Origin of the sequence: Paenibacillus macquariensis, from assembly GCF_900156375.1 — a bacterium.
Classification (GTDB): Bacteria; Bacillota; Bacilli; order Paenibacillales; family Paenibacillaceae; genus Paenibacillus_AQ; species Paenibacillus_AQ macquariensis.
Map to the genome: position 1 here is coordinate 67,279 of NZ_FTNK01000014.1, position 23,789 is coordinate 91,067.

Sequence of the window (23,789 nt, forward strand, 5' to 3'; positions counted from 1 at the left end):
TTAAATCCATAAGTGTACAATCAGGTCAATTGCTTTAATCCCTACAAAGGGAGCCACAACCCCACCAAGTCCATAGATGAGTAAATTACGACTGAGTAACTTACTTGCGCCCATAGGTTTGTATTTAACACCTTTCATGGCAAGCGGAATGAGCAATGGAATAATCACAGCGTTGAAGATAAGTGCTGAGAGTATGGCCGATAGTGGCGAACCTAAGCCCATCACATTTAGCACATTCATTTCTGGAATAGCGACCATAAACATCGCTGGAATAATGGCAAAATATTTAGCTACATCGTTCGCAATACTAAAGGTTGTTAAGGCTCCTCGTGTCATCAATAATTGTTTACCTATCGCAACAACTTCGATGATTTTGGAAGGATCAGAGTCCAGATCAACCATATTAGCTGCTTCTTTCGCAGCCGTCGTTCCACTATTCATTGCTAAACCTACGTCGGCTTGTGCAAGTGCTGGAGCATCATTTGTACCATCACCTGTCATAGCGACCAGTTTACCTTCGTTTTGTTCACGACGAATGACTGCAATTTTATCTTCCGGTGTACTTTCCGCAATGAAACTGTCAACGCCTGCTTCACGAGCAATGGTCGCTGCTGTCAGCGGATTATCTCCCGTACACATGATGGTTTTGATCCCCATCTGTCTTAATTGGTCAAACCGCTCTTTCATACCTGGTTTTACCGTATCCTTCAAATAAATTAATCCATAGATCACACCGTCTACTGCTACTGCAAGAGGCGTTCCTCCGTCAGACGCAATCACATTCGCCTTATCTTCCAAATCCGCAGGAATGAGTCCGCCTTGGGATTCAACCCACTTCCTTACAGAGTCAACGGCTCCTTTACGTACATGGCGCCCGTCTTTGAGATCAATACCACTCATTCGCGTCTGTGCTTTGAATTCAACGAATTCTCCACCTGATGCAAGTGTATCCTCAATGGTATAATCAAGTTTTCTCATGAGTTCTAGGACAGATCGTCCCTCAGGTGTCTCATCCTTCAAAGAGCTTATGGATGCCCAATAACCTAACTCTTTCTTAGACATTTTACCTACAGGTATAAATTCACTTGCCATCCGATTACCGAACGTAATCGTTCCTGTCTTATCAAGAATCATCGTGTTGATATCACCAGAAGCCTCGACAGCTTTGCCCGACATCGCCAACACGTTGAATTGAGTGACTCTGTCCATACCTGCAATACCGATTGCCGATAATAATCCACCAATTGTTGTTGGTATTAGACACACCAACAATGAGATAAGAACTGGAATCGGCAGATCAATTTCGAAATGTTTGGCGATTGGAGCAAGCGTCACCACTACGATTAGGAATATCAAGGTCAAACAAGTAAGTAACGTATTAAGTGCTATTTCATTTGGTGTCTTTTGACGCGTTGCACCCTCTACGAGCGAGATCATCTTGTCGATAAAGGATTCACCAGGATCAGCAGTAATCCGCACCACGATTTCATCGCTGACTACCCGTGTTCCACCTGTTACCGAGTTGAAATCCCCCCCAGCTTCCTTGATAACAGGAGCCGATTCCCCCGTGATAGCCGATTCATCCACAGATGCTAATCCTTCAATGACTTCACCGTCTCCAGGAATCATCTCTCCACTTGAGACAATAACGACATCACCTTTACGTAATTCTGTAGAATTAACGATTCTTATCTCCAATCCTACGCGCTTAGTTGCTTGAATCTCCCACTTCCCTTTTTTCAAAGAATCAGCTTGTGCCTTACCTCGCCCTTCCGCCAATGATTCAGCGAAGTTAGCGAACAAGACCGTAAATAACAGAATCAAGAACACGCTGATATTAAATCCAAGTTGATCTTCGGTTCCGAAATAACTTGGAAATAGAACCATCATCAGTACAACAAATGTTCCCACTTCAACTACAAACATGACGGGATTCTTTATCATAAACATCGGATTTAATTTAATAAAACTCTCTTTAACAGCATGTTTGGCTATTTCACCATTGAACATGCTCTTGCGTATATTACTCATCGTTCAAGCACCTCGTTCTAATGGAGTGTTAAAAATTCGGCCACAGGACCTAAGACAATGACCGGAAGGAACGTTAGTGCCCCAATCAAAAGTACGACACCGATCAAAATCCCAATAAATAGCTTGTTATCTGTACGGAATGTACCGATCGTCTCCGCTACGGGTTTCTTAACATTTAGTGAACCAGCTACTGCAAGCATCGCAATAATCGACATGTAACGTCCAAAGAACATCACAAGTCCTGTAGATACGTTCCAGAATACATTATTATCCGCAAGCCCTTCGAACCCTGATCCGTTGTTGGCGGCAGATGAAGTGTATTCATATAAGGACTGCGTTAAGCCGTGGAATCCCGGATTACTTATGGAATCATAGCCCGAAGCGGTCATAAATGAGAGCGCCGTAGGTACTAGGATAATAAACGGATGCACCAGAATAACGAGTGCAATCAACTTCATTTCCCTGGCCTCAATCTTACGGCCTAAAAATTCTGGCGTTCGTCCAACCATGAGCCCGCATATAAAGACTCCAAGTATGGCGTACATCAGCATGTTAACTAGCCCGACACCCTTACCTCCAAACACGACGTTGAGCATCATTCCAGAAAGCGCCGCAAGTCCACCAAGAGGTGTTAAAGTATCATGCATGTTGTTAACCGATCCCGTTGTCGCAGCCGTTGTAACGGTAGAGAACAATGCCGATTGCGCTATGCCGAACCGAACCTCTTTTCCTTCCATACTACCTTGAGAAGATTCAATCCCTAGCGTATTGATCGCCGGGTTCCCAGCTTTCTCAGACGAATAACTGATGCTTAGGAATATTAAGAACAGAATCATCATGGATGAAAAAATGACCCATCCTTGCTTCTTGTTTTTGGCAAACAAACCAAACATATACGGAAGTGATGCTGCTAACAACCACATACTTAATATTTCGATAACGTTCGTTAATGGGCTTGGATTCTCAAATGGATGAGATGAGTTGGCTCCAAAGAATCCGCCACCATTCGTTCCAAGATGTTTAATCGATTCTAACGAAGCAATAGGACCCATCGTTATTTGTTGTTCGACACCTTCAAGCGTTGTTACTGTAGCTGTCGGGTCAAACGTTTGAGGAACTTTTAAACCGACCAATAAGATAGTAACAATAAGTGCTAGTGGTAAGAAGATACGAATTATTGCTTTGGTGAAATCCTGAAAAAAGTTACCTAAACCTTCTCCTCGGCGGGTAATCCCGCGAATAAATGCAACTGCAATGGCAGCGCCTGATGCTGCCGATGTGAACATCATCATCGTAACAAAAGCCATTTGCGTTAAGTAAGTCACGCCACTCTCGCCGCTGTAATGCTGTAGATTGGTATTGGTCATAAAACTGATGATCGTGTTAAGTGCAAGCGATGCTTCCATATTCTCGTTACCATTCGGATTTCCTGGAAGGATTCCTTGGAAACGTAGAAGCAAGTAACTAATGGCGATTAACACAGCATTTGTAGCTATAAAACTCAGCACATATTTTTTCCAGTTCATACTGTCACGATTTCTTAATCCGATGATCTTATAAATGATATTTTCGGTTGAACCGAATACTTTGTCCGTTCGGTTAGGTTCATTGGAGAATACATGAAACATATAAGTACCGACTGGCTTCACCAGCAACAGCAGTACAACAATCACAATTCCCATTTGCAGTAATTCCATGCTTTATATCCTCCTTATAGGGATGAATTTTCTTATTTAATGAACAATGACTAGAATTTCTCAGGATTAATTAACGCGTATATTAGGTAAATGAAGATAACTATGGTCAATGCAAGTACAACAATCATTGTTCCCCGCCCCCTCTATCGACCAACGTTCCGCACCAATGCGTGAACAGTAATAATAAGCCGAATGCAACAATTAACGTGATGACCATGTAGACATCCATCATTATTGGAATGCCCCTCTCTCATGCGAATTTTTGATTAATTCTCAACTATCGTTCAAGTAGAAATCCAACGTCGCCATTTCTTGTGTATACAACGTGGTCTGCACCCATCCCTCTATAGATTCCTCGGGGACTCCAAAATCGGGTTACTATATAAATCTCTTGAGACGTCCAAGGACGGCAAATCTGAAGATAACGGCAACTTAAGTTAAGACTACTTTCGAAAATATAGATCTTGTCTACAGCTATCTGTGGGACGATCCATTTCTTGGTCATAAACGTATCAATACGAACAACATGCTTAACACCCATTTTCTGATACATTTTTTCTTCCGCTCGGTTGTTAGTTAACACCGCAAATGATTTTTTTCTATACATTAATTGGTCTACGAATTTTCGTCCGTCCTCATTGGGAGCGATAACCAAAATGATCGCTTCTTCCATAAATAAATCCTCCTATACGTTTAAAGGCAACAAAAAAGAAGCTCAGCGAAAAAGTAGCTTTTCCAGAGCTTCTAAGTAAGTCCATGACAAAATAAACCCATGAACCAGCCAGAAGGCGGTTTGCTGCCTCTCCCTGCACGCTTACGAGGTTAGCTGTCGGATTCGGGCGAGGAAGTCGCCCTATTCTTAAGTACTGGTACAGTATTTAAGAAATTCACCCCATGGATACGTCCGGCGTTTACGCAGCAGACATCTCCGATTGGTTCCCCCGTTTCAGAAATTACACAGAATTCAGCGTTCAAGACATTCTTTCAATAAACTTTACATAACCCATTCTCAAATCAATCTAACTTGGCTTACATTTTCGTTACATTTATTAACTGCAAGAAGAGCTAACACCGCTCTATGGTCGAGTAAGTTCGATCACAAACTTCATCATTCCTCTCTCCAACTTTTGCTTACGAGGTTAGCTGTCGGATTCGAGCGGTGAGAGTCGCTCTACCTAGCAAAGACCTAATTGCCCTTACTAAGATTCACCCCTGTAGCTTCTTATTTTCCGACTCTCACACGAAAAAAAAGTTGCTACTTTTGGTTCCCCCGTTCTCCGCCTCAAAGCGAAAACTCAGCGAAATTAACAATTGAATAAATTAACAATTTGTATTTCGTTATGAATCATACACCCGCCCCAAATTAGTGTAAAGGTGACTCAATCCCTTCCTAGAACCAAATAAGAAGCATCTAGATCGATGGTAACGATTACAAAAATAATTACCTCCTCGCTGCTCGTTAATGCTCCCTATATCTCGTTTTTACGTAAATTTATTCATCTCCGATCTCCCAATACTAAAAAAAGCCCCTCAAATGAGGGGGCTTTGTCTATATTTATATATGTCTATATATACCGCTTTGTTATGTTTGGTTATTTTATCGTTATTGACCCAACTGATGTGGAGAGTGAAAGTAATGGACCGCCACCATTGATGTCACTTGTGCCTCTAGGAGCTCCTGTAATCGATCCGATCTCGCTATCCGTTTCCAGGCTAACTTGAAGTGATTCGGCAAGGTTAGCGTGAATGGAGCCTACTTCAGTCTTAACTTCGAGTCTACTATCATCATCCATTTGTTCGATAGCTACTTTAATGTTACCCGTCTCAGATCCTACATTAGACTTTCCTTGGATATGAGCCCCCTCAATACTTATAGAACCCACTTCATTATGAACATCATATTTACCGTTTAGATTCTTAAGATTAATTTCTCCAACTTCACTTGAGATATTAAAGCTATGAAGCGTATTTGGAATTTCCACCGCATAATCAATGCTGAAGTTTGAGAATCCATATTCTTTCTTTGCCCACCTCCACATATCAAGCTTCTCATCGCCTTTGGGATGCATATTAATTTCCAACTGAGCTCCACTTACAGTCACAGTAATTTCGGCATTATCCATCATTTCTTGGTATTTGTCATCACGTGATGATTTGTCTAGTGACCAGATTGTCCCACTCACGCTAATCTTGTCTCCTGAAGTTCCCTTCACTTCGATATTGCCAACCTCATTTTCCAATTTGAGAACGGATACCGAACTGCTAACTTCTTGCGAGAGCAATATCTCTTTATGGACACCAGTTCTTTTAAACTGATCACCCAATTCTGACGCTGTATCTTTAACTGTATCCCCAATCGCTTGTGTTACCTCTCCAATGCTTGTCTGAATCACGTTACCAGCATTGCTAGTACAACCTGACAGTAATACTAGTGAAACCAATCCCGCAAACAACATTGGCTTATGGTATCTTCTCATATTAAATAACGCCCCCGCTTCGATAATCATTCTTTTTCATATTATACAATATAAGGAAAACTCAAACACCAGTCCACGGGCTTGGAAAGTACTGGACTTGAGTCGGGGGTATTTCACATGATTTCACCTTAGATAATTTCTGAACATCAAGAAGCCCCCTTTGTTAAGGGGGCTAGAATAATAATCTAATTTATAGCATTAAGAATTTATAAAGCATATACGAAAATACAACAGTAAATATAAATGATACGATCGCTAAACTCCGTTGGCTTTTCCAAGCTCTGAATCCATTGGCTGTGTATAAGACTATTACTCCACCGATCATGAAAAATATATTCTGATTAGTCAGAATTACAATAATGTATGTTGCAACTACTAAGGACCAAATAATCTTAAACCACAAGGGGAATTTTGTTAAGTATTTCTTAATCATTAGCTACCTCTATCCATATGTAAAATTATATTATATGCAATTCGATACTTCTTATTGTAATACCTTTAAACACATAGTAAAAACAAAAATACGCGGTATCCCAAACCTTGGAATACCGCGTATTTAACTCGATGTAATTCTTACCTTCTCATTGATTGTTCCTATTTTAATTTGTCCTGAACGGACTGTAGTTTCTGCGCACTAGAAGAAATTTTATCGCGTCGATCATCCAATTTCACAGAAGTTGAGACCCGTTCTGCCCCCGAAATAAATGGAGATTCATGGAGTGTAGCGATCGCCTTCCATACCAATTCAAGCGGTCCTTCAATAATGGTACTCATAGAAGTCAGTTGGTACGTTATTCCTTGCTGCTCTTGGAGTACCCGCTGCATGTCTGCCACATAAGCACTTAGACTTGTCGTCTGCGTTCCAATCGGTATAATTGTAACCTCAGCAATGGCCATCTTCATTTCCTCCTTAAAGTTTTGGTACAAAACTCACTTCGTAAGCATTACTTAAAGTTTTGGAACAAAACTCTCATCGTAAGCATTTACTTAAGTTTTGGAACAAAACTCACTTCGTAAGCATTTCGTTTCTTGATCCATCTTACCCAATTTATAAAGTATTCGCAAAACACAGACACAAATATTTCATATAGCTTAGCAAAACACTCAAAAGGTTAGTCGTAGCGGGCTTGGGAAAAGTTTCACACTTTTTCATTTTAAATTTTCACGATTAACTGTTTACAAACACAATATATTGAGTTAGATTTATATAGCACTACTAAATATAGTGAAAACAGGTGATCCGATTGTTACGGCATATTTGGATCTTAAAAGGGAAGAATGGTGCAAATCCATCGCGGTCCCGCCACTGTATCCCAACCGTTAAGCTGCATACTGCAGACGAATAGCGCAAGCAATGGACTCCGCGTGTACTGCTTATGGAAAGGTACTATTGTCTATATATAGACAATGAAGCTGCTAACTTGGGAAGTCAGAATATCTGCCTGTTGGACATACTCATAACAAATCCTACGTGGAAATAGGCGTTTGTTACTATTTACTTCGGTTACGTAACCAGGAAACATTGTGACATGTCCTGATCACCACTACGGAGTGCTTTTTCTGTCTGATGGCATGGATTGTCTGTTCACGCATGGAGTCAAATTCCAACATCTCGTTTTAAGAAGCTCTACGTATCTTATACAGTGCAAATGGTCCACAAGATTTTACATATTACCTAAACAACGACTCATGATTTCAGTAAATCAGAAAGTTTTAATCCACTCGACAAAATCCCATCTCGAGGCTTCATTACAGGAAGCGGTAGTATTCCACCTTCACCGCCATGGCCTTAGTTGCAATAATATTTCAATGTCCGCAAAATTCTCAATAAAGTGGCGTTTTCTTGAGCAAATTAGATCATGATTTATATCCTTAATTCGTCAAGTCGTTTGCCAAGCAATTTTATAAAAGGTTACACTACTCTATAGCCTAATTTCGCCAACTTAGATGCTACTTTCAGCATTATCGTAGTATCACTATCCTGAATCCGCTAAGAAAGGTGATGGCCTACATGCCGTCATCTTTCTTAATGGATGCCGCGACTGATAAATGGGTTGATTTGATCGGCATATGTGGCATTCGCGATAATATCTCTATCGTGAATTTCGCGAAAATACGGTATTCTTCAACAGTACCAAGTTGTCATCGTTGGTCCTTAAAAAGAATCTTAAAAAAAATACCCATCTCCCCTATCGTGAGAGTTCAAATCAGCGTATTATAGATATTCAGGCAAAATTCAAGACATGATGATGCCACACTGTTGTACATTTAATTATCCATAATTGAAAAACATATATTGAAAGGAAGACGCCTAACCTATGCCACATTCCGTAGTAAAACCGAACAATCGCCAACTCTCTTTTGATGAGAACCGTCTCTCCATCTACACTGATCGCCTTCTAGAAGGATTGGACATGCTTGATAAGGAGCAACTGATCCGAGGGGTACTATCTAAGCTACGTAGAGATGAAGTTACAGGAGAAGACATTAGTAATGCTTTTACCATGTCTGCGCTAGAACTGGTTACGAAAGAAGAACCTAACTGGAAGTTTGCAGCGGCACGTTCCCTACTTACTTCTTTATATAAAAGAGCAGCTCATCACCGCCGTTATAAATCCTATGCAGATGAACCTTATGGTGCCCTTTACCCATTGATCACAGATTTGGTGCACAAAGGCATATACCGTGAGGAATTACTTGAATACTATACAAAAGAACAGATTGAAGAACTCGCTGAACTCATTGACTACAAGCGCGATCTATTGTTCGATTACATCGGTCTTTTAACTCTTACAGAACGTTACCTTACAACCGATTTCGATGGACACATCATGGAGCTTCCACAGGAAAGATATATGATCATTGCAATGTTCCTTATGCATAAAGAACCTGCTGAGAGACGTATGGAGCTTGTGAAGGAATCCTATTGGGCTATGAGTAATCTATATATGACTGCTGCTACCCCGACGATGTCTAATGCCGGTAAAAAAGTAGCTGGACAACTCTCCAGTTGTTTCATCGACACGGTAGACGACTCCTTAGAAGGTATCTTCGACTCCAACACAGATACAGCTCGTCTTAGTAAAATGGGCGGTGGGATCGGTGTCTACCTTGGTAAAGTAAGAGCACGTGGATCAGATATCCGTGGACATAAGAATACAAGTTCCGGTATCATCCCTTGGATTCGTCAGTTAAACAATACGGCTGTCAGCGTAGATCAGTTAGGTACTCGTAAAGGTGCAATCGCAGTCTACATCGATGTGTTCCATAAGGATATCCTTGCGTTCTTAGATCTCAAATTAAACAACGGTGACGAGCGCATGAGAGCGCATGACGTATTCCACGGTATTTGTATTCCCGATTTGTTCATGAGTGCTGTGGAGAACCGTGGAATGTGGAATCTATTCTGTCCTCATGAAGTTAAGAAAGTCATGGGCTGGACAGATAGCAACGGTCGTCCACTTGGACTTGAAGATTTCTATGATGAGAAGCTTGGACAAGGCACTTTCAGTGATAAATATGCTGAAGCTGTTGATCATCCTTTATTATCCCGTATTACAGTCCCTGCTATTGATATCATGAAACGTGTTATGAAATCACAACTTGAGACGGGTACACCATATATGTTCTATCGCGATACCGTAAACCGCGCGAACCCGAATAGTGCACATGGTATGGTCTATTCCTCCAACCTATGTACTGAAATTATGCAGAACCAATCCGCAACTGTTGTGGAAAAAGAAGAACTTGTTACGAAAGATGGACAGACAAGAATTATTATCTCAAAAATCCCTGGCGATTTCGTCGTGTGTAACTTGAACTCCATTCACTTGGCTCGTGCTGTTCCGGCAGGTGTATTAGATCGACTTGTACCTATTCAAGTTCGTATGCTTGATAACGTTATCGACATTAATAACATTGAAGTGCTTCAAGCTCAATATACAAACAGTCAATATCGTGCTATTGGTCTAGGAACTTTCGGACTTCATCACTTACTAGCTCTTGAAGGTATCCGTTGGGAATCTGAGGAAGCTGTCACGTATAACAATAATTTATATGAGAAAATTAACTATTTACTCGTTCGTTCAAGCATGGAGCTATCGAAGGAAAAAGGTCATTATCCGAAATTCAAAGGATCTGACTGGGACAATGGTACTTACTTCACTCAACGTGGTTATACCGACGGTAATCTTGAAGGACCGTTTGTAACGACTGCACAGTGGCAGGAGCTACAACAAGAAGTACAACAGAATGGTGTACGGAATGCTTGGATGTTCGCTATTGCACCGAATGGTTCCACTTCCATTATCGCTGGCTCCACTGCGAGCATCGATCCATTGTATGAATTGTTATCTTATGAAGAGAAAACAACTTACAAAATTGCTAACCCTGCACCGGATCTGTCCGACAAGACCATCTGGTACTATAAAACAGCATTTAATATCGATCAACATTGGTCTATCGACATGGCTGCTGCTCGCCAACGTCATGTGGATCAAGGTCAAAGCTTCAATCTATATGTTCGTCCTGATATTAAAGCAACGGATTTCCTATCGTTACACATTCATGCTTGGAAAGCTGGAATGAAATCGACTTATTATGTAAGAAGTCGGGCGTTGACGATTGAGGAATGTGACAGCTGCAGTTCGTAAAATCTCTTACTAAAACCTTTTCGATCCCTCCCAAACCCTCGCTTCCCAAGCTTATGCTTCCGGAGTGAGCTTCCCAAGGGAAGCTTTCAGGAGGGCCCCATTGGGCTCTGCCCTCTGGACACCCGAAACTCTTTGGTGGAGTGAGGGGATTCGGAGCTTATGTGTGAGGATCGTTTCGTGCTTGGAGCGCTTAGTCCCCCTGTTCGCTTTGCGAATGCGTTTCGGGGACCCGCTCAACTTCGTGGGAGTGAGTAGCTCTTGCTTCGCCGAGCTACGTGTCCTGTTTGATCCGCAAATGCGGTAGAACAAGAACTACTTCATCTTACGAGCATAACTGATCATACTTACTACTCGAATTCGAGATTTAGACCCTCTTCTGTTCGCTACGCGAATGCGGAGAACCTGATACATTTTACTACCCTTGCCTATTCGCTCTCGCGAATAGACAAGATAGCTTATTTATAAAGGAGTAATAGATATGAAATTGCAACAAATTTTCAATACTGAAGCACCCAATCAATCTACACGTATTATCGAAGGTGAATGTTCGGGTATTCTGAACTGGAATGATATTCGTATGCCTCATATGTATAAACTTTATAAGGTACTGTTATTAAATCACTGGATTGCAGATGAAATTCCAATGTCCAAGGATGCACAACAATTCGCAAGATTAGATCCTGAAGAGCAACGCGTCTTCAAGATTAATATTTCATTACTTGCAGTGTTAGATTCTATGCAAACGATGTTTGTAGGCGATGTGAAACGTTACTTTACTGACTCTTCATTAGAAGCGATTTCCGCTATTATTGGTCAACAAGAAGTTGTCCATAATCAATCATATTCATATGTTCTTTCATCCATTGTTTCAGATCAGGAGCAGAAAGAAATTTTTGAATACTGGAAGAAAGATCCGGTTCTTCTGGAACGCAATCGTTTCATTGCTGATATTTATCAAAGTTTCCGTGATGAGCAAAATCCACAGACATTCTTCCACGCTATGGTGGCAGATTTAATTCTTGAAGGTATCTTCTTTTATAGTACATTTGCCTTCTTCTATAACTTGGCTCGCGATCAAAAAATGATGGGCACAAGTCAGATGATCTCGTATATCCAACGCGATGAGAATCAACACTGCTATTTCTTTGCTGAGGTGTTCAAGCAGTTACTCGTTGATTTCCCAGAGCTTAACTCGAAAGAAAACATCGCGTATGTATACAGAACAATTGATGAAGCTGTTCAATTAGAGATTAACTGGGCACATTACACGCTTAGTCAAATCGCTGGAATTGATCTAAATGAGCTTGAGAATTATATTAAGTACACAGCTAACAAGCGTCTTACACTCATGGGCATGGACAAAGCTTATGTAGGTGTAGATGTGAACTGTATGCCTTGGATTAAGCCTTTCTCAGACGATGCGCTCAATTCAACGAAGACTGACTTCTTCGAAGCCAAATCCCGTAACTACGGTAAAGTGGGCGACGATAACGGATTTGACGATTTGTAAGCTTTCAAAGTTTACTTGTGTTCTATACACAACAAAAAGGAGGGGCTCTTATGAGCCACCTCCTTTTTGCTTACACCAACTATAATTCCGATTATTCATCCGCAATGAATCCGTTATCAAGATCCTTAAGTACTTTCCATTCATCATCCTGTTTAACGACTGACATATGTCCTGTTCTGGTCACCACGCTTGTGCCCTTAGATGAAGTCAATTCTGAAGGGCTAAGTTCAAGGTCTATACTATAGCGAAAAGAGAATGTGTCCTTCTCCATATTATCTTGGTTCATATTTTCAAATTCAATGTGTTTAACTTTCATATTGAGCTTATTCTTCATTGCATATCCTGACGCTATTGCGCTTTGTCTATTAGTTGCGAATGCAACATATCCTTGCTCCGTTAGGAATGGCTTAAATTCTTCTTGTTTCTTTATCCTATCCTCTACCGTTGTTCCGATATCAGCAACTTGAATTTCATATTGCATTTTCTTTAAGCTCTCGCCTACTTTTATAGCAGCAGCCTCATCACTTCTTGTTGAGCAACCTGATGCCATAAATAACAGAGAGCAGGTTAGAACCAATGTCCCAACGACGACAGCTTTTGTCATTGTTTTAGATTGTTTCTTCAAAGTAAATCACTCCTTTCATACAATAACGTATGAAAACCGATTTGGTCTCTCTTTTTCGCAAAAAAAGAATGACATGAGAATTCTCAATACAACTAAAAACGAGTGCCACCCTTGGAGAAGGACGACACCCGTTTCAGCGGATATATAAGAAATAGATCCAGTATTTAATCAACCATCTACACCTTTAATTCGTATACTTTATGGTTATGCTCACTTCTCAGGCGTGTTTCACTTGCCAATTCTTCAAGTTCAGCATGCAGACGTGTCCGCAACTCTTCTGCAATTTCCATTCCGCCTTGATCTGTACGAGTCACTTGTGAATCTACCGTGTAGACCCCACCTAGAATGTGACGTGCCCCTAGCGCAGACAGAACAGGCTTCAAGGCATAATCAATAGCAAGTAAATGTGCAAGACTGCCTCCCATAAACAAAGGCAACGTAATTTTACCGGCAAGACCCTTTTGAGGAATGAGATCAAGGAATGTCTTAAGGACACCCGTATAAGACGCTTTATACACGGGACTTGCAATAATTACAGCATCTGCTTCTGCCACTAGCCCGTTGGCTTTGACAATATGTTCGCTTTCAAATTTCGTATGAATGAGATCATCCGTCGGGAGTCTGGCTACATCAATTCGACTCACTTCGAAACCTGAGCCGCCAAGAACTTGTTCCACGTAATCAATAACTGCACCAAGTCGTGAAGTAAGCGAAGGATTACCATTTATAATAACGATTTTGGCCATGTTTTTATTCCCCTTTTCATAAGACTCTACATGAGAATCTCAGTATTTAAATTTATAATTTATAAATCCGATAAGAATAGTATGTTTAAATCATCGTAACAAGGATTACAACATTTGTCAATTGATTAAATGCAACTATTGTTAGGAGTACAGCTCTTCTGAACGCTAACACAATGAACATATCTGCGCTTCTTTTATCAAGCATTTATACCCATTTTGATCCACCATTTCCCTTGCTACAATTATCTTATCTATATATCGAGTAGTATGTATTGCCCTCTTCTATCTCAGCTTTGAACTATATATTGAACTTCCTCTTCTTATAAGCTATACTAAACGACAAAGAATTGAACAGTGAAATTACGCCTATGATCAGAATCCAACTGTGAGGCGTTGGCGACCAGAGAAGGTATATCTTCTCCCTAAGTTAACCGGCATCCGTCCGTTACCGCGGAACCAAGAGGATCGAAGACTGCCTAAAGCTGCTTCGGTCAAGTTGGGTGGCACCGCGAGCAAGCGCTCCTCGTCCCAAAGGATGAGGGCGTTTTTTGTATTTTTTTAGACAAAGGAGCTCGTGAGACATGTTAGACATTCGATTCATCCGGGAGAATCCGGACTTGGTACAACGGACAGCACAACAGAAAAGGTTAGAATTATCGGTCACCGATTTACTGGATTGGGATCAAAAGAGACGCGATCTACTGAAACAGATTGAAGATTTAAGAGCTGATCGCAATCGACTTACACACGCAATCGCTACAAACATCCAACAAGGACAACCAACCTCCACTGAACCTCTCAAAGAACAGGTAAGACAGATCAATCAACAGTTAACTTTGCACGAATCTGCACTAACTCAGGCTAATGATGAATGTGAGCATCGGATGATATCTGTTCCTAACATTGTATCTCCCGACACACCTGTGGGCAGAGATGATACTGACAATGTAGAGATTAGACGAGTCGGTACTCCGCCAGTCTTCGCCTTTGAGACATTAGATCATGTTCAACTAGGTGAACGCCATGATCTGATTGATATTCCACGTGGCGTGAAAGCGGCAGGTAGCCGGAACTATTTTCTCAAGGGAGCCGGTCTATACTTACATCTAGCCGTTCAACGATTAGCACTGGATCTACTCACCAAGTATGGATTCACAGCAATGGACGTTCCAGTTATGGTACGACCAGAAGCGCTCACAAAAACAGGTTTTTTCCCAACGGGAGCGGATCAGACGTTTGAGATTACGGGCGAAGATAAGTGGTTAGTCGGTACTTCTGAAGTTTCGTTAGTATCGTATTATAGCGATGAGATTGTTGATGTAACTGAACCGATCAGACTAGCTGGGATGTCAGCTTGTTTCCGTAAAGAAATTGGATCTGCTGGGCGGGATGTTCGAGGACTATACCGAGTTCATCAGTTCGCTAAAGTTGAGCAAGTTGTTCTTTGCGCGAATAATGCCGAGATCTCGGAGCAGATATTACAGGAAATCACAGGTCATGCAGAGGAAATTCTTCAGCTCTTAGAGCTTCCTTATCGTGTAATGTCAGTATGCACAGGCGACATGTCCCAGAAAACGTATAAACAATATGATATTGAAACATGGATGCCTAGCCGACAGGCCTATGGGGAGACGCATTCATCTTCCAATGTGTTAGACTTCCAAGCACGTCGTTCTAACATTAGATACCGTGATGCCGATGGTAAGCTACAATTCTGCCATACGCTCAATAATACAGCTGTCGCATCACCACGTATTCTGATTCCATTGCTAGAGAATCATCAACACGAGGACGGTTCCATCTATATTCCCAAGGCACTGCGTCCTTATATGGGAGGAATGCAACGATTAATCCCAACCACACAACAATAAGTCAGAGATATGAATAACCAACATGGCTAGCACCAAGAGAGGATATGCAAAGAACAACCCGACACCTCTCAATCCATCCTAAAAAGGCTATCTACCACAAACCATGGTAGATAGCCTTCTTCCGTAGTGCCCCTTTTTTATATACTTCATCATATATTATGTTATTATTTATGCGTTTGACTAATATTGCTATTAGCTTTTATTTACGATTTCATAATATCACGTTTTCGCATATTTGTTAATATTGTAAGCGCTTTATTTGTGTCTATAAAGCGACCTCCATTCCTTGTAAACTGTCTATTGTAACTAGGCATATGCCTAGAACATCCGCATAGGCTTACGACTATGATGAAGGGATGGATTAGAGACACTTAATGAACGCACCAGGGAAGGATTGATATGATGCAGACTAAACAATACTCCCCCATGATGTGGCGTTTACACATCGGGCACTACGTTATAAATAAGCTTGCTTGTGGAGGAATGGCTTTCCTTGTATTAAACCTAATCAATATGGCCACGCATGATTACATCTCTAGCTCAATACTATCGATCTCTCTCGAACAATGGGTGTACGGCATAATTATGATGGCATCCATTACTTTTGATGCCTTATGTGCTATTATTGCCCCTCTTAGAGGGTCGAAATCTATATTTGTTTTGTCTGTATGGGGATATATTGTTGGTTACTCCCTAGCGGTAAATGATATCAGTACCTCTTGGCTTTCGGGTCTCCTCGGATTAGGTACGATCCTATTGTTCTACTTCGGTAGTAGCATAATACGGAAGTATTCTCTCACCTCCCTTGTGCTGGCTTGGATTATTCCTCTAGTATGTATTTGGATATTCAAACCTTAAGAGGGGATTTGCAAATGCAAATCCCCTCTTAAGATTTATGATAATCACACGTTGTACAATTAGCCTGCGTTTCACGCTGAAATAGCGCGAATGCCCACCTGTCACCATTCCAGTATATGCGGTTTATTTCATTATAAACCTCACATTCAGCAATGATAATTCTTACGCTCTACTTAGTAAGCCACTGTAAATCGAGCACGTAAGAAATACGGATCTTCCACTTCATCAATAATGGCAGCAGCATAATCCTCTGCTGATATAGTACTTCTGTCACTCTCATCTAGAATAAGCTTATCCGTCCCGATGCGAAATTGACCTGTACGACGTCCATCAATAATCTGGGCTGGAGGGCTACAATACGTCCAGTCCAAGTCAGACTCACTATATATTTCATACGCCTTAGCATGGGCGACAGCAAGCGGCTTAGATTCGATAGGATATTCATCCGTATCCATCCACTTCACTCCAGATGCTACTTCAAGACTTCCAGCTTCACCTACTATGACAAGTCGGGATACACCCGAACGCTTCGCACCCTCAACGATCGAATGAGCTACAACTGCTAACTCTTCTTCTGCTCCAAGCGTTGTACCTACTGCGCTTATGATTGCCTGATGACCTTCACAAATGGATGCAACTTCATCTACATTCATCACATTTCCTTCTACCACACTCAGATTCTCATACTGCTCTGTCATACGAGTCTGATCACGTACCACAGCAGTAACCTGATAACCACGGTCTAACGCCTCTTTCATAACAAGTTGTCCAATTCTTCCATTAGCTCCAAACAATACAACCTTAACATCCATCGCTCTAGCTCTAACATCTACCACTTCATATTCCCTCTTTCTATGTTGTTCAGGCTTATCCTATGATGCGCCATGAGTTTGATGATTCGTTCTGTTATCTTACCATCTATATAGATTGAACTAAAGGCGAAGCAGATACTTTAGTTCATTCTAGCTATATAGATTGAACTAAAGGCGAATGCAGATACTTTAGTTCATTCTAGCTATATAGATTGAACTAAAGAGTTCATGATTGTCTATAGTGTTCCCAAACAAGAATGGGGTATATAAGTATTAATCAATCTTATACTTATACCATTGGGTTTATTATCTGCACTAATGAATGTAGAATTGATATAAGACCATCATATATAAGAAACGGTAGGTGTTACAAAAAAATGTCTAACACATCCAGACTGTTGAAATGGATTACATTTGCGTTCGAAGCCTTTTTTGCTATTCCATTTGTAGGAGGTGCGTACATTCTTTCTCACGGGTGGTTACCTCTCGGAATTGCATTGCTTCTACACATCGTGGCCATTGTCTCTCTCTTAAAGGATCGAGCATCCATTATTGGTAATGGACTCGGTGTTGTCACTTCCTTAGTGGGCATTATTCCTATTGTGGGATGGATTATGCATGGAATCACTGCTATTGTATTGCTTATCGAAGCTGTTAGCGGTTCACGCAGAAGACCACGGTTTTAGCTAAGGTAGACTGTTATCTGCACCCTTCATCATCTTGAAATATTAGTGTCCTTATGCAATAGTGGAGGTAGAATAATGAAGGGGGCATCGGGTTGTTCCATATGGTTACGACATTCATCAATACGCTCTCCAGTTCAGTAGAAGGCTTTATATTAGCTGGTTTAATGGTTGTTCTGTTTATATGGCTGTACATACGCACAGCGATACAACTACAAACAACCGGCAAGGAACAATTAGAGCGACTACAGAAGTCTTTGATGTTATATAGCCGTGTTACTGGCCCCCTCAGTGAAATGATGGAGCGTGAGGATCACAGCCTTGAAGAGATATGTCAATTGATCGCTCTTTTAGAGGAGTGTAAGGCGGCACCACTACTTACAAGCGATCTTCATGAGCAGATTGACGCTTATATAAGAGAACGGGATCCGTCTCGTTTATCGATGCTTCACAAAACGTGGGTACGTGAGGTTAATCGGCGGATCGAGGAACAAAGTACTCTTTTACGCAAATGGGACCGCCCAAGCTGGGGATTTAGCTTCTGGGGATTGTTGAAACCAGCTCTCCCCTTTATGGCTCTAGTAGCAATTCTGATATGGAGTCTACAGCTATATCAGACGCTTATTGGATTACCTGAATCGCATGTCATTTATGCTTGGGCTCGCTTTGTCTCTTGTGTTATTGCTACGGCTTCCCTTTACCTCGTATTCATGTATACTCGTAGGCTCCCATATAACCTAGTCTACACAGGTCTGTATGTTTTGATCGCATTAGTTGCCTTATTTCACTTGTTGGGTTTAAATATGGCACTTTATATTATTTCTGTACAAGTTATCCTCTTTATCGCTGGTTTTACGTTCACCACCAAACGCACACGTCGGGAACGTCCTTATGCGGGTCGTGATCTTGTGATAACAGTTGCACCCACGTTAATCACTGAGGAGACCGTAACCTCACTTGCTACGACTCCTAGTCAAGACATATCTGAGCTACCCAGACGTTCCAGACGTATGAATAACAAATAAAGAGCTAAGTCAACGAGTATCAATGTCTATTCTCAAAAATAGCCCCACTGTCCTACGAACGCTTCTTATTTGCAGAAACGTTCGTCTTGAACAGTGAGGCTATTTGCAATAATCATCGTTTAATGGGAACTGGATTCCCTAAGATGTCGCGTTCCTGGCCGAGGAGCAGAACTAGACTTGGCGATCCCCAAGGGTTTATTCTCAAATCGCTTCCGTTCCGTTCTTTCCATTTGTACAATCTGCCCCTCATGTACTACGATCTGAAGTGATCCAAATTCCATATTATTCAGTAACTCAGCAATACGCCCCAACCAAACTTCGTCCACTTGAAGTGGTTTTGCCATAGTGTCGCCCCTTCGCCAGGTTATTAAGTCAATATAATGTGACTTATAATAACACTTGCCTCAATTCACTCTTATCCAACCGAATTAGTATGAATTAACATTAACATGTTCTGGAAAGAAGTGTCAATGGGCATCTTTCCGTGTAAACCAGCTCTTCAAAAGTAACGTTACCATTGCTAATAGGAGCAATAATGATGCGACTGCAAATGAAGCTGAGAATTGATATTCATTGTACAAAATTTCAACATGGAGTGGGAGTGTATTCGTCTCTCCTCGAATATGTCCGGACACGACAGAGACAGCTCCAAATTCCCCCATCGCTCTGGCATTACATAAAATAATGCCATAAAGAAGTCCCCACTTAATGTTAGGCAATGTCACTTTGAAGAAAATCGTCCAACCGCGCGCCCCTAAAGTGACCGCAGCCTCCTCTTCTTGTTGACCCTGATCTTCCATCAATGGAATTAGCTCTCTAGCTACAAATGGGAAGGTGATGAATAGTGTGGCCAGAACAATACCAGGTACAGCAAATATGATTTTGATATTATGCGCGTCAAGCCAAGATCCAAACCACCCATGAGCACCGAATACCAAGACGTAGATCAGTCCGCCTATCACAGGTGAAACTGCAAAAGGTAGGTCAATTAAGGTGATTAATAGTCCTTTGCCACGGAACTTAAATTTGGTTACCGCCCATGCAGCGACCACGCCAAACACAGTGTTCAAAGGTACTGTAATGAGTGCTACAAGTAACGTTAGCTTTAAGGCTGACATGGCATCTGGATCAGTAAGCGCAGCAGCATACACCGACCAACCCTTTTTCAAAGCTTCTGTTAATACAATAACGAGTGGAAGTACGATCAACCACAGCAACACCAAACCTGCAGTACCAATCAAAAACCACCTAGCCCATCTGGGTTCGGTTGCCGCTGTTGAGATACTCCCTTGTAGTACAGGTGATGCTATCACCGGATCAGTTCCCGCCATCTGCCTTTCCTCCTTTTAACAAAGTGGTTGCAATGACTCCCTTTGTTAGCGAGAGGTTCGGCGCACCCATCGTTGTAGTGAATTAATTAAAAGTAACAAAAGAAAAGAAATACTCAATAGGATAATAGCTACGGCAGTTGCACCCGCATAATCATATTGCTCAAGCTTCGACATGATCAACAACGGCGCAATCTCGGTCCTCATCGGCATGTTACCAGAGATAAAGACAACAGAACCATACTCCCCTATGCCACGTGCAAATGCTAAAGCAAATCCCGTTAAAAGTGGTGGTAACAAATGAGGGAATATTACTTTGCAGAATGTACGAAAACGTCCTGCGCCCAATGTTGCCGCTGCTTCCTCCGCATCCCTCTCCATATCCTCTAATACAGGCTGCACCGTGCGAACCACGAATGGAATACCAATAAACATCAAGGCTAGTGTTATCCCTAAGGGAGTAAATGCTACTTTGATCCCTAGAGGTTCCAATAATGAACCTATCCATCCATTCTGCGCATACAGTGCAGTTAACGAGACCCCCGCAACTGCCGTAGGCAGTGCGAAAGGAAGGTCAATCAAAGCATCAAACAATGCCTTACCGGGGAATTTATAACGTACTAGCACCCATGCCAAAAGTAGACCCAACACTGCATCTAGTAATGCAGCTGCCGCCGCCGTTGTAAAACTGACACGATAAGAAGCCAGTACCCGCGGATCGGTCGCTACTTGCCAGAACTTATCCCAAGTGAGTCCAGTAGAATTAAAGAGTAACGCCGCCAAAGGAATAAGTACAACTACACTAAGATAGAACACACTGAATCCCATCGTCAGTCCGAATCCGGGAATGACTTTTCGTTGGATACTTTTAATTTGACTCATACCCTTGTATCCTATCCTTTCCGTGCCTTCGACCTATACGTCGATCAGCTATTCACGATTAGTCTATTTACCAGGTACGTATATCTGATCAAATACGCCGCCATCTTTGAAATGCTTCGTTTGCGTTTCTTTCCATGTACCAAATACATCTTTTAAAGTAAATAATTCAATAGCTGGGAAGGCATCTTTAAATTTATCTTTCACACTCTGTAGCGTTGGACGGTAAAAGTTCTCAGCGGCAATCGTCTGTCCTTCTTCCGAATACAAGTACTTCAAGTAAGCCTCGGATACTTCGCGTGTTCCTCGTTTGTCTACTACTTTATCAACTACAGCTACCGGAGGCTCAGCCAGAATACTTACGGAAGGATATACGATATCGAACTTATCTGGACCTAATTCCTTCACAGACAGGATCGCCTCATTCTCCCAAGCAATAAGAACATCACCAATTCCACGTTCCACAAATGTTGTTGTTGAACCACGAGCTCCTGTGTCTAGAACCGGTACATGCGTGAAGAGATTCTTAACAAACTCCTGAGCTTTTGCCTCATCATTTCCGTTCTTTTTCAGTGCGTATCCCCATGCAGCAAGATAGTTCCAACGTGCTCCCCCTGATGTTTTAGGGTTAGGCGTAATCACTTCCACACCATCTTTAACTAAATCAGACCAATCTTTAATATTTTTTGGATTTCCTTTTTTCACTAGGAATACAATTGTGGAGGTATATGGTGAACTATTAAGTTCAAATTTACTTTCCCAACCCTCTTTAATTAGACCGTCTTCTTGAAGTGCATCAATATCATATCCAAGCGCTAACGTAACCACATCTGCTTCTAACCCATCAATAACGGCCCGACTCTGTTTGCCCGAACCTCCGTGGGACTGCTTAATAGTAACTTTCTGTCCTTTTTCTTTCTCCCAATACGCAGCAAATGCTTTATTGTAACTTGCATAAAGTTCACGAGTTGGATCGTAGGATACGTTCAATAGCTCAACGTCCTTGAGTTTCTCTGTCTTTTTCGTATCAGTAGGAGCTGGTGTAGCAGCATTCTCTTTCTCAGTCGTTTTATCTCCACATGCGGCAATCGTTGCAGTCATAAGTAATACCAAACCCATTAGAACCCCTTGCTTTAGCGCCTTCTTCATAATCATTATCACTCCTAATTGTTCTTCTCTTCTTACTAACAGGAACACAAAACAGACGCAGGAAAATCACTTAACCTTGTTGTCATACCAGTCACATAGAACTGTGTTTGCAACATTAGCGAGTGATTTCCTCCGTCTGTACGGTAAGAAATATTATTTATTATTCCGACCTGTTTAATAAGGTATATGAGTATTGTAATTAAATGGAGATAAAGTGTCAAACCTTTTTTATTAAAGTTTGGATAATTTTATAATAAAATAAAGCTACTCCTTTAGTAAAAGGAATAGCCTACGATATATTCATTCTTTACGGCATAAATAATTAATATATTAAAGTTAACATTTAATCATACGAATAGTATTCCCTTAATGAGAATGACGTTATTGTTGGATTTATAGAGAGTGAACACACATTGGTCTCGGTAGCTTTAGTATACATCCAGTCGCTGATAAGCGTCCTGTCTCTGCATCTACAAAGTAGGAGACCACATTCCCGCTATTATGATTGGCTACAAGAACAAACTCCCCTTCTACGATCGTAAAATTTCGAGGGTACTCGCCATGAGTACTTTGCCAATCCACGGCTGTTAAGCTACCTGTATCTAAATTTATATCGTATTGTACGATACTGTCATGTCCTCGATTAGAGGCATATAAGAACCGTCCACAAGACGACACATGAATATCAGCAGGATATGAAACCCCTTCGTTGTAGTCATCAGGAAGTGTCGAAATACTTTGAATCGCTTGAAGGTCTGCGGTCTTATCATCATACGTAAATACTGTGACTTCATTATTAAGTTCATTCACACCATATGCCCATTTACCTGTAGGATGAAAGTCGAAGTGACGTGGTCCCGCACCTGGCGGAAGATCTACCTCACGATGCTTCACTAATTGCCCTTCTTCTAGACGATAGGTCACGATCTGATCTATTCCTAGATCACACACCATAACGAAATTACCAGATGGATCTGGGTAAATCGAATGAGGATGTGGGGATTCCTGTCTGTCCGGATTCACACTGTGTCCACTATGAGTAATCATACAGGACTCATCTATCGTCCCATGATCACTGATTCGGAATACGTTCACATTACCACCAGAATAATTAGCTACGAATAGATATTGACCATCCGTGGATAAACTTATGAAACATGGATCAGCACCTTGTGTCGGTTTGCGATCCAACAACTGCAACTCTCCTGTTTCATTATCAATAGCATAGACAAAAATCTCACCCTCAGATTTTTCACTGACAGCATACAGACGATCGCCTATTGAATTTACAACTAAGTATGTAGAATTTTCGATACCTTCCGTACTACCCACAATACGCATAGATCCGTCCAGTTTATTAAGAGCACATCGGAATATGCCTTTCTCTGCATCCTTCGTTTGTGTCCCTGTAAAAAAAACAATTTCATTCTGAGTGCTCATGAGACT

The 23,789-nt window shown here is 41.4% G+C and carries 21 protein-coding genes and 3 riboswitches; of the genes, 6 read left to right on the top strand and 15 right to left on the bottom strand.

Annotated features, from left to right (window positions below; all coding sequences use genetic code 11):
* From kdpB to BW961_RS21170, 6 genes are all read right to left on the bottom strand, one after another.
* Nucleotides 1-2,031, bottom strand: a complete 2,031-nt coding sequence (gene kdpB / locus BW961_RS21140) for a potassium-transporting ATPase subunit KdpB (protein ID WP_068591962.1) — start codon at nt 2,029-2,031, stop codon at nt 1-3.
* A gap of 17 nt (nt 2,032-2,048) precedes the next feature.
* Nucleotides 2,049-3,728, bottom strand: a complete 1,680-nt coding sequence (gene kdpA / locus BW961_RS21145; RefSeq protein WP_068591964.1) for a potassium-transporting ATPase subunit KdpA — start codon at nt 3,726-3,728, stop codon at nt 2,049-2,051.
* A 50-nt stretch (nt 3,729-3,778) separates the two neighbouring features.
* Nucleotides 3,779-3,856 (bottom strand): K(+)-transporting ATPase subunit F, encoded by a 78-nt coding sequence (kdpF, locus tag BW961_RS31970; RefSeq protein ID WP_076576979.1) that lies wholly within the window; start codon nt 3,854-3,856, stop codon nt 3,779-3,781.
* 149 nt (nt 3,857-4,005) lie between these two features.
* The gene (locus BW961_RS21155) at nt 4,006-4,401 is read right to left on the bottom strand and encodes a hypothetical protein (protein ID WP_068591967.1); all 396 of its coding nucleotides are present in this window, start codon (nt 4,399-4,401) and stop codon (nt 4,006-4,008) included.
* Nucleotides 4,402-4,523: 122 nt separating this feature from the next.
* A riboswitch (cyclic di-AMP (ydaO/yuaA leader) is annotated at nt 4,524-4,708 on the bottom strand.
* A 133-nt stretch (nt 4,709-4,841) separates the two neighbouring features.
* A riboswitch (cyclic di-AMP (ydaO/yuaA leader) is annotated at nt 4,842-5,039 on the bottom strand.
* 281 nt (nt 5,040-5,320) lie between these two features.
* On the bottom strand, nt 5,321-6,205 hold the full coding sequence (locus BW961_RS21160; RefSeq protein ID WP_068591968.1) for a DUF4097 family beta strand repeat-containing protein: 885 nt from the start codon (nt 6,203-6,205) through the stop codon (nt 5,321-5,323).
* Between the two features lie 594 nt (nt 6,206-6,799).
* Entirely contained in the window at nt 6,800-7,102 is a 303-nt protein-coding gene (locus BW961_RS21170; RefSeq protein WP_068591972.1) for an MTH1187 family thiamine-binding protein, read from the bottom strand.
* A 319-nt stretch (nt 7,103-7,421) separates the two neighbouring features.
* Nucleotides 7,422-7,665, top strand: a riboswitch (cobalamin riboswitch).
* An 858-nt stretch (nt 7,666-8,523) separates the two neighbouring features.
* Between BW961_RS21170 and BW961_RS21175 the strand changes: the two genes are divergently transcribed.
* The gene (locus tag BW961_RS21175; RefSeq protein WP_068591974.1) at nt 8,524-10,857 is read left to right on the top strand and encodes a ribonucleoside-diphosphate reductase subunit alpha; all 2,334 of its coding nucleotides are present in this window, start codon (nt 8,524-8,526) and stop codon (nt 10,855-10,857) included.
* 478 nt (nt 10,858-11,335) lie between these two features.
* Entirely contained in the window at nt 11,336-12,367 is a 1,032-nt protein-coding gene (locus BW961_RS21180; protein WP_068591977.1) for a ribonucleotide-diphosphate reductase subunit beta, read from the top strand.
* A 91-nt stretch (nt 12,368-12,458) separates the two neighbouring features.
* On the opposite strand, the gene BW961_RS21185 is transcribed toward BW961_RS21180, so the two are convergent.
* The 3 genes from BW961_RS21185 to BW961_RS31615 all read right to left on the bottom strand — a co-directional run bounded on the left by BW961_RS21185 (nt 12,459) and on the right by BW961_RS31615 (nt 14,245).
* On the bottom strand, nt 12,459-12,992 hold the full coding sequence (locus tag BW961_RS21185) for a hypothetical protein (RefSeq protein ID WP_068591979.1): 534 nt from the start codon (nt 12,990-12,992) through the stop codon (nt 12,459-12,461).
* Between the two features lie 176 nt (nt 12,993-13,168).
* Nucleotides 13,169-13,738 carry an NADPH-dependent FMN reductase gene (gene ssuE / locus BW961_RS21190; RefSeq protein ID WP_068591982.1) on the bottom strand — a complete coding sequence of 190 codons (570 nt, stop codon included), beginning with the start codon at nt 13,736-13,738 and terminating at the stop codon, nt 13,169-13,171.
* Nucleotides 13,739-14,110: 372 nt separating this feature from the next.
* On the bottom strand, nt 14,111-14,245 hold the full coding sequence (locus tag BW961_RS31615) for a hypothetical protein (protein WP_280175218.1): 135 nt from the start codon (nt 14,243-14,245) through the stop codon (nt 14,111-14,113).
* 74 nt (nt 14,246-14,319) lie between these two features.
* Here BW961_RS31615 and serS point away from each other — a divergent pair, with 74 nt between their 5' ends.
* The gene (serS, locus tag BW961_RS21195) at nt 14,320-15,609 is read left to right on the top strand and encodes a serine--tRNA ligase (protein WP_068591984.1); all 1,290 of its coding nucleotides are present in this window, start codon (nt 14,320-14,322) and stop codon (nt 15,607-15,609) included.
* Nucleotides 15,610-16,008: 399 nt separating this feature from the next.
* A complete protein-coding gene (locus BW961_RS21200; protein ID WP_068591986.1) occupies nt 16,009-16,467 on the top strand; it encodes a hypothetical protein in 459 nt (152 codons plus the stop codon).
* A 173-nt stretch (nt 16,468-16,640) separates the two neighbouring features.
* Here the strand turns inward: BW961_RS21200 and BW961_RS21205 are convergent, their stop codons facing one another.
* Entirely contained in the window at nt 16,641-17,303 is a 663-nt protein-coding gene (locus BW961_RS21205; protein ID WP_394327655.1) for an NAD(P)-dependent oxidoreductase, read from the bottom strand.
* Between the two features lie 353 nt (nt 17,304-17,656).
* Here BW961_RS21205 and BW961_RS21210 point away from each other — a divergent pair, with 353 nt between their 5' ends.
* Both BW961_RS21210 and BW961_RS21215 read left to right on the top strand, forming a co-directional pair.
* Nucleotides 17,657-17,965: a hypothetical protein gene (locus BW961_RS21210; RefSeq protein WP_068591988.1), complete on the top strand. Its 309-nt coding sequence runs from the start codon at nt 17,657-17,659 to the stop codon at nt 17,963-17,965.
* A gap of 92 nt (nt 17,966-18,057) precedes the next feature.
* The gene (locus BW961_RS21215; protein ID WP_068591989.1) at nt 18,058-18,987 is read left to right on the top strand and encodes a hypothetical protein; all 930 of its coding nucleotides are present in this window, start codon (nt 18,058-18,060) and stop codon (nt 18,985-18,987) included.
* Between the two features lie 119 nt (nt 18,988-19,106).
* Here BW961_RS21215 and BW961_RS21220 read toward each other — a convergent pair whose 3' ends face one another.
* The 5 genes from BW961_RS21220 to BW961_RS21240 all read right to left on the bottom strand — a co-directional run bounded on the left by BW961_RS21220 (nt 19,107) and on the right by BW961_RS21240 (nt 23,783).
* Nucleotides 19,107-19,331, bottom strand: coding sequence for a YezD family protein (locus BW961_RS21220; RefSeq protein ID WP_068591992.1), 225 nt, complete (start codon nt 19,329-19,331; stop codon nt 19,107-19,109).
* A 123-nt stretch (nt 19,332-19,454) separates the two neighbouring features.
* On the bottom strand, nt 19,455-20,318 hold the full coding sequence (gene cysW / locus BW961_RS21225; protein ID WP_068591993.1) for a sulfate ABC transporter permease subunit CysW: 864 nt from the start codon (nt 20,316-20,318) through the stop codon (nt 19,455-19,457).
* A 45-nt stretch (nt 20,319-20,363) separates the two neighbouring features.
* Nucleotides 20,364-21,197: a sulfate ABC transporter permease subunit CysT gene (gene cysT / locus BW961_RS21230; protein ID WP_068591995.1), complete on the bottom strand. Its 834-nt coding sequence runs from the start codon at nt 21,195-21,197 to the stop codon at nt 20,364-20,366.
* 63 nt (nt 21,198-21,260) lie between these two features.
* Nucleotides 21,261-22,343, bottom strand: coding sequence for a sulfate ABC transporter substrate-binding protein (locus BW961_RS21235; protein ID WP_068591997.1), 1,083 nt, complete (start codon nt 22,341-22,343; stop codon nt 21,261-21,263).
* Between the two features lie 393 nt (nt 22,344-22,736).
* Nucleotides 22,737-23,783 (bottom strand): lactonase family protein, encoded by a 1,047-nt coding sequence (locus BW961_RS21240; RefSeq protein ID WP_068592104.1) that lies wholly within the window; start codon nt 23,781-23,783, stop codon nt 22,737-22,739.
* Between the last annotated feature and the right edge of the window lie 6 nt (nt 23,784-23,789).